Annotated in this window: 8 protein-coding genes; 6 read left to right on the top strand and 2 right to left on the bottom strand. The window is 68.4% G+C overall.

Annotation, left to right across the window (positions count from 1 at the left end):
- The 4 genes from E5679_RS21100 to E5679_RS17325 all read left to right on the top strand — a co-directional run.
- Window positions 1–260: hypothetical protein (locus E5679_RS21100; protein ID WP_212746997.1), on the top strand; the 260-nt coding region annotated here is incomplete at its 5' end.
- Window positions 261–448: 188 nt separating this feature from the next.
- A complete protein-coding gene (locus E5679_RS17335; RefSeq protein WP_138418181.1) occupies window positions 449–793 on the top strand; it encodes a metal-sensitive transcriptional regulator in 345 nt (114 codons plus the stop codon).
- 61 nt (window positions 794–854) lie between these two features.
- Window positions 855–1,085, top strand: a complete 231-nt coding sequence (locus E5679_RS17330; protein ID WP_138418179.1) for a heavy-metal-associated domain-containing protein — start codon at window positions 855–857, stop codon at window positions 1,083–1,085.
- A gap of 12 nt (window positions 1,086–1,097) precedes the next feature.
- Entirely contained in the window at window positions 1,098–3,329 is a 2,232-nt protein-coding gene (locus E5679_RS17325) for a heavy metal translocating P-type ATPase (protein ID WP_138418177.1), read from the top strand.
- On the opposite strand, the gene E5679_RS17320 is transcribed toward E5679_RS17325, so the two are convergent.
- On the bottom strand, window positions 3,310–4,293 hold the full coding sequence (locus E5679_RS17320) for an EamA family transporter (protein WP_138418175.1): 984 nt from the start codon (window positions 4,291–4,293) through the stop codon (window positions 3,310–3,312). The genes E5679_RS17325 and E5679_RS17320 overlap by 20 nt on opposite strands.
- A gap of 80 nt (window positions 4,294–4,373) precedes the next feature.
- On the opposite strand from E5679_RS17320, the gene E5679_RS17315 reads away from it, so the two are divergent.
- Both E5679_RS17315 and E5679_RS17310 read left to right on the top strand, forming a co-directional pair.
- Window positions 4,374–4,919: a CGNR zinc finger domain-containing protein gene (locus tag E5679_RS17315; protein WP_138418173.1), complete on the top strand. Its 546-nt coding sequence runs from the start codon at window positions 4,374–4,376 to the stop codon at window positions 4,917–4,919.
- Window positions 4,920–4,985: 66 nt separating this feature from the next.
- Window positions 4,986–5,756: a hypothetical protein gene (locus E5679_RS17310; RefSeq protein ID WP_138418171.1), complete on the top strand. Its 771-nt coding sequence runs from the start codon at window positions 4,986–4,988 to the stop codon at window positions 5,754–5,756.
- Between the two features lie 45 nt (window positions 5,757–5,801).
- Here E5679_RS17310 and E5679_RS17305 read toward each other — a convergent pair whose 3' ends face one another.
- The gene (locus E5679_RS17305) at window positions 5,802–6,095 is read right to left on the bottom strand and encodes a TM2 domain-containing protein (protein WP_138418169.1); all 294 of its coding nucleotides are present in this window, start codon (window positions 6,093–6,095) and stop codon (window positions 5,802–5,804) included.
- Between the last annotated feature and the right edge of the window lie 34 nt (window positions 6,096–6,129).

Here is a 6,129-nt window from a genome sequence, read left to right as displayed (position 1 = left end):
TGCACGGGGGTGCAGCAGACCAGACAAAATCAGCCATCAAAAAAATGGCATCGAATCGAACATGGCACACTATTGAGTTCTCAAACAACCGGTCCCCCCGGAACATCAGCCAGAACCATCTGACCCGCTCCGAAGCAACTTCTCTAACCTACCAGATCATCGCTTCCGCTTCAAATTCATTTTCACAATTCAAAGCGACTGCAATTTATTTCCGGCCCTCACACTCAGGCACACAGCACCGCTGCGTTTCTGAACTGTGAGGAAGGGTTTCGGCCGCCGCGGCCTTCGCGCTGTCCGCGCTCTCCGTCGGCGACTCGAAATACTTTACCGGCCCTGCCGCCCGCCAGCAACTTGAGGCCCTGTGGGCTCCGCCACAGGTTGCCGTTCGAAAATATATACCCCTAGGGGGTAGTTGACGCATACCCTCCCCCGGTATAGCTTCTTGGGCATGGAAACGGCCCCCTCTCCTGAGATTGCCGAAGGATCGGGCGACTCCCCCATCCACGGCTACACCACGAACAAGGACGCGTACCTTCGCCGCCTGAAGCGGATCGAAGGACAGGTCCGCGGCATCGCAAGGATGGTCGATGAGGACAAGTACTGCATCGACATCCTGACCCAGGTCTCCGCGGTGACGAAGGCCCTTCACGCTGTGAGCCTCGGCCTCCTCGAAGAGCACATCGGCCACTGCGTGGTCGGCGCCGCGAGCGAGCCCGATCCCGAACGCCGCGCGGAAGGGATCGAGTTCAAGGTCAAAGAGGCCGCGGACGCGATTGGCCGCCTCCTCCGTTGAGCCTGCCGTCGTTAAGCCTGCTGTCCCCCGAGCTGCCCACCCACAAACGCTAGGAGCCACAATGACCCACTTCACCACCACGGTCCTGGTCGACGGTATGACCTGCCACCACTGCATCGACGCCGTCACCGAGGAGCTCGAAGCGCTCGACGGCGTCGAGGACGTCGCGGTGGACCTCAAGGTCGGCGGCGCCTCCGAAGTCACCATAGGTTCGACGCGGAAGCTCAAGCACGAGTCGATCAGCGAGGCCATCGCGGAGGCCGGCTACCTCGTGGTCGACAACGACGCGTAGGCGGCGCCCACGATGCCCCAAGCAGCGCCCCAGCAGGCCTACGGCGAGGCACGCGTCATCGAGCTCGCCATCGAGGGCATGACCTGTGCCTCCTGCGTGAGCCGGGTGGAGCGCAAGCTCGGCAAACTGGAAGGGGTCACGGCCACCGTCAACCTGCCCCTCGAATCGGCACGCGTGCTCGCCCCGTCGGGAATCTCCGACCAGCAGCTCCTCGAGCAGGTCTCAGCCGCCGGCTACAGCGCGAGTCTCCGCGAGCGCCACGCGGCGCAGCACGAGACCGAGCCCGGGCGCCAGCGGGCGAGCCTCGTGCCGCGACTCGTGGTGGCAGCGGCGCTCACTGTCCCGACCTTCCTGATCTCGATGGTCCCGCTCCTGCGCTTCCCTGATTGGGGGTGGTGGGCCGCTCTCCTGTCGCTGCCTGTGGTGACCTGGGCGGCGTGGCCCTTCCACCGCGCTGCGCTGCGCGCCGCCCGACACGGCTCCTCGACCATGGACACCCTTGTGTCCCTGGGGATCGTGGCCGCCTATGCCTATTCGGCCGGCCAGCTCATCGCGAATCCGCAGCTCACGGCGTCGCCCGGCGAGGCGATGGGCGCTGAGCTGTATTTCGAGGTGGCCGATGTCGTGGCGACCTTCCTCATCCTCGGGCGCCTCCTCGAAGCCCGCGCGAAGGACCGCGCCGGAAGCGCCCTCCGAGCGCTCCTGGACCTCGGAGCCAGGGATGCGATGCTCCTGAAGGATGGTGTCGAATATCGGATTCCGGCGGAGCAGCTTGTTCCGGGTGACGTGTTCGTGGTGCGGCCGGGCGAGAAGATCGCGACCGACGGACTGGTGCGCAGCGGCACCTCGGCCGTCGACGCCTCGCTGCTGACCGGCGAATCCGTTCCGGTCGACCTCGGCCCCGGCGACACGGTGACCGGCGCGACGATCAACACCTCGGGCAGGCTCGTCGTCGAAGCCACGCGAGCCGGATCGGAGACCACCCTCGCCGCGATGGGCCGTCTGGTGTCGGAGGCCCAATCCTCGAAGGCCCCCATCGCACGCCTCGCAGACCGCATCAGCGGCGTCTTCGTCCCGATCGTCCTCGGCGTCGCCGCGCTGACGTTCGTGGTGTGGATGGCGGTCGGCGGATCGACGGACGCTGCGGTCACCGCCGCTGTCTCCGTGCTCGTCATCGCGTGCCCCTGCGCCCTGGGACTCGCCACGCCAGTGGGTCTCCTCGCCGGGAGCGGACGCGGTGCGCAGCTCGGCATCCTGATCCGTGGCCCCCAAGTGCTCGAGGATACCCGCAGCGTGGACACGATCGTGCTGGACAAGACGGGCACCATCACCACAGGGCGGCTTGGCGTCTCAGCGGTCGATGTCGTGCCCCGCTGGACTGAGCGTGATGTCCTGCGGCTGGCTGGAGCTGTCGAGGCGGCGAGCGAGCATCCGGTCGGCAAGGCGATTGCCCAGGCCGCGCGGGCGGCGAACGACGGCGGCAGGCTCCCTGACGTCGAGAGCTTCGCGTCCGCTGGTGGCGGCGGGGTGAGCGGGCTCGTCGAGGGCAGGAGGGTCGTGGTGGGACGCGAGCCATGGCTTCGCGCGCACGGCGCCGAGGTTCCGTCTGGTCTCCGCGGCCAGTTCAGCGCCCGCGAGGAAGCGGGAGCGACCGTGGTGTGGGTTGCGGTTGAGGGGCAGGCGGTCGGCGCAGTGAGCCTGACGGACACGGTCAAGCGCGGGTCGCGGGACGCCGTCGTCCGCCTCAAGGCTCTCGGGCTGAGGCCTGTCCTGCTCACCGGCGACAACGCCGCCGTCGCCCGTCGGGTCGCCGCCGAAGTAGGGATCGCGCCGTCCGATGTCATCGCTGGGGTGAGCCCCGAGGGGAAGGTCGACGCCGTGCGGCGGCTGCAGGGTGCCGGCGCCACGGTGGCGATGGCGGGCGACGGCGTCAACGACGCCGCTGCGCTCGCGCAGGCCGATTTGGGGATCGCAATGGGGTCCGGCACCGACGTGGCGCGCGAGGCAGCCGACCTCGCCGTGATGGGAGACGACCTCGGCCAGGTTGCGCTGGCCATCGAGCTCTCGCGCGCGACGCTCCGAATCATCAAGACGAACCTGTTCTGGGCCTTCGCCTACAACACCATCGGCATCCCGGTTGCGGCCTGCGGGCTGCTGAGCCCGATGATCGGGGGCGCGGCGATGGCGGCGAGCTCGGTGCTCGTCGTGGCGAATTCGCTGAGGCTCACGCGCTTCGCGCGCTGATCTCCGGTGGGAGCGGCTCAGCCGGCATCGGCTGGGCGAGTTCGGGGACCGGCGCGCGCAGCTCGTCGACGCGGACGAGGATCACGCCGACGACGATGAGGGCGCCGCCGAGAGCCTGGACCGGCGCGGGGACGTCGCCGATGAGGAGCCATGAGGCGACAACGGAGAACAGCACTTCGGTGAGCGAGACGAAGCTCGCGACCTTCGGCCCGAGCCGCTGGGCGCCGACGATGCCGAGCGAATAGGCAGCGACCGCCGCGATGAGGGTGATCCCGAGGATCGGCACGATCCAGCTCGTCTCGACTCCTTGGAGTTCGACGGTGCCGAAGTTCGCGGCGAGGGGCAGCACTCCCACGATGGCGAGGGCCCCGATCGCGAGAGCGCCGAACACCATGCCACCGCCGACCATGACGAATGGCGGCAGGACGCCGTCGGCCCTCGCCGACAGGAGAAAGTAGACGGCGAGGCAGACGGCGGCACCCAGACCCCACAGGACTCCCACCGGATCCACGCGGGTGGCGCTGAACAGGTTGAGCACGATCACGAGGCCGAGCATGGCAACGACCGTCCCCGCGATCGTGAGCAGGCCGGGGCGGCGGCGCGAGCGGGCCCACATCCAGCCGACGATCACAATGGGCGCGAGATATTCGAGCATGAGCGCCACCGGCGGGCTCATCCGTGAGACCGCGTTGAAGTAGCAGAACTGGCACACGGCGACGGCGACGATGCCGTAGCCGGCCATGATGCCGAGCCCCCGGCGCAGCTGAGCCCAGCGGCCGCGCAGCATGACGAGCGTCGGCACGAGCATCACGAGGGCGGCGAGGCCGATGCGGGTCCCGACCGTGGCACCCGTGCTCCAGCCGGCCTCGAGGAGGGACTTCCCGAGCGGCCCGCTGATACCGAAGGTCGCGGCCGAGAGCAGCGCGTAAACCAGGCCGGACGCCGAACGGTTCGCGGACAGCATGAGACACCTCCAAAAAACATGTCAGGACCAAAAGCAGAGTATGGTGATGACAGTAGACCCGAGAGGAGTCATGAGTCAAAGTGTTGTTCGCACCTGACACCGAAGTCGCGCTGCGGAGCGCGGTGAACTTGGTCAACACGCTGGATTCCGACGGCGAGGAGCACCTGAAGACGCTCGCCGACCTCGACCGCTTCCTCGAGGAGGAGCAGTTCACGGGGTCGAGAACGCACGACGACGGCGAACTCGCCTCCGTGCGAACCCTCAGGTCCCGCCTCAGGGGACTCTGGGACGCCTCGGAGGAGGACGCCGTCGACCTCGTCAACGCGATCCTGCGGGAAACCAGCGCTCTCCCCCAGCTCGTCAAGCACGACCATTGGGACTGGCACCTCCACGTGACGACGCCCGAGGCACCGCTTGCGCAGCGCGTGGGGGCGGAGGCCGCGATGGCCTTCGTCGACGTCATCCGCTCCCAAGAGCTCGACCGGCTGCGGATCTGCGCCGCGGACGACTGCGAGGCCGTCCTCATCGACCTGTCGAAGAACCGCTCGAAGCGTTATTGCGACACGGGCAATTGCGGGAACCGCGCCCACGTGCGGGCCTATCGTGAGCGGAAGGCCGCCAGCTAGACCGATATCGGGCGCTCCCTTGGTACGCTTCGAAAAAATGCAGTATGACGAAGGGGCGATTCCATAGTGCCCACCACCCTGCTCAGGGCACGTTCCCTCGACGAGCTCAAGGCCAAGGCCATGGCTCTCGGGCCCCACGCACAGCTCATCAGCGCCGAGCCGGTGAAGGCAACCGGGTTCCGACGGCTCCGCGGCCTCCGCTACGAGGGCCTCGCCGTGGTCCCAGACCTTGACGACGCCGAACTGGCCACAGACGCTGGCGCTCGCCTGACGCTTCCCGAACTCGGCCCCGCCTCTCCGCAGGAAGATGTGGGGGCCATCCTGCAAGAGCTGGGCGCACCCGTGATGCTCGAGGACTCGCCCGCGAGCGCTCCACTGCGGACGCCCGGGAGTCTCACAGTGGTCGCTGCGCCACACGACGCGGCACTCGGACCAGCGATGGCCCTCGCCGAGGCGGTCGGCGCCCAGCTCCGAACGTCCGGACTGCTCGAGGCGTACAACGTGCCCTCGCTCGAAGGTCGGCGCGAGGCCGCCGCCGCGCGAGCCGAAGGCACCGCGCTGGGCCAGCCCATCGTCGTCGCCTTCGGTCTCGGACGACGGGGCTGGACGGCGACCAACGCCGCTGGAGCCGAGCGGCTCCGGGCCGACCAGGTATGGCTCGTCGTCGACGCGCGGCACAAGCATGCCGACACGGCGACCTGGGTTGCGGCTGTCCAGACTCGGCTCGTGGTGCACGCCCTCGCCGTGGTGGGAGTCGCCGAGACGTCGAGCCCCGGGACCGTCGAGCGGCTCGGGATTCCGATTGGATGGACGGATCAGGCTCCGGTCTGGAGCTGAGCGCGCCTCGGGCGCAGTGCAGCTGGCGCCCAGCTCCTCTGCCAGTCAGCGCAGCTGGCGGCCCTGGGCGTCGGTGCGGAACGGCTGGGCGCCGAGCACAATGAGGGTTCCCTCGATCATGCCCCAGAGGAAGATCGTGCCGTAGGTGGCCTTCGCCAGCAGTATCGCGGCGAGCACCTGCGCGATGCCCCAGGCCGTGTAGCCCAGGTAGAAGCGATGAGCCCCGAAGGCGCCGAGGTAGATGCCGAGAAGGCCTGCGACCGCACGGCGACGCGGCGACAGGCGGACGGCGGGCGCAAGCCCCGCGTCGGGGCCGCGGCCGGTGTAAAGGTGCGTCATGGGCTCAGCTCACTGGGTCTCGGAGGTTCGGTTC

This window comes from Sinomonas gamaensis (genome assembly GCF_005876955.1).
Classification (GTDB): domain Bacteria; phylum Actinomycetota; class Actinomycetes; order Actinomycetales; family Micrococcaceae; genus Sinomonas; species Sinomonas gamaensis.
Note: the sequence above shows the minus strand (reverse complement) of the source record. Positions and strands in the feature narration are given on the sequence as shown.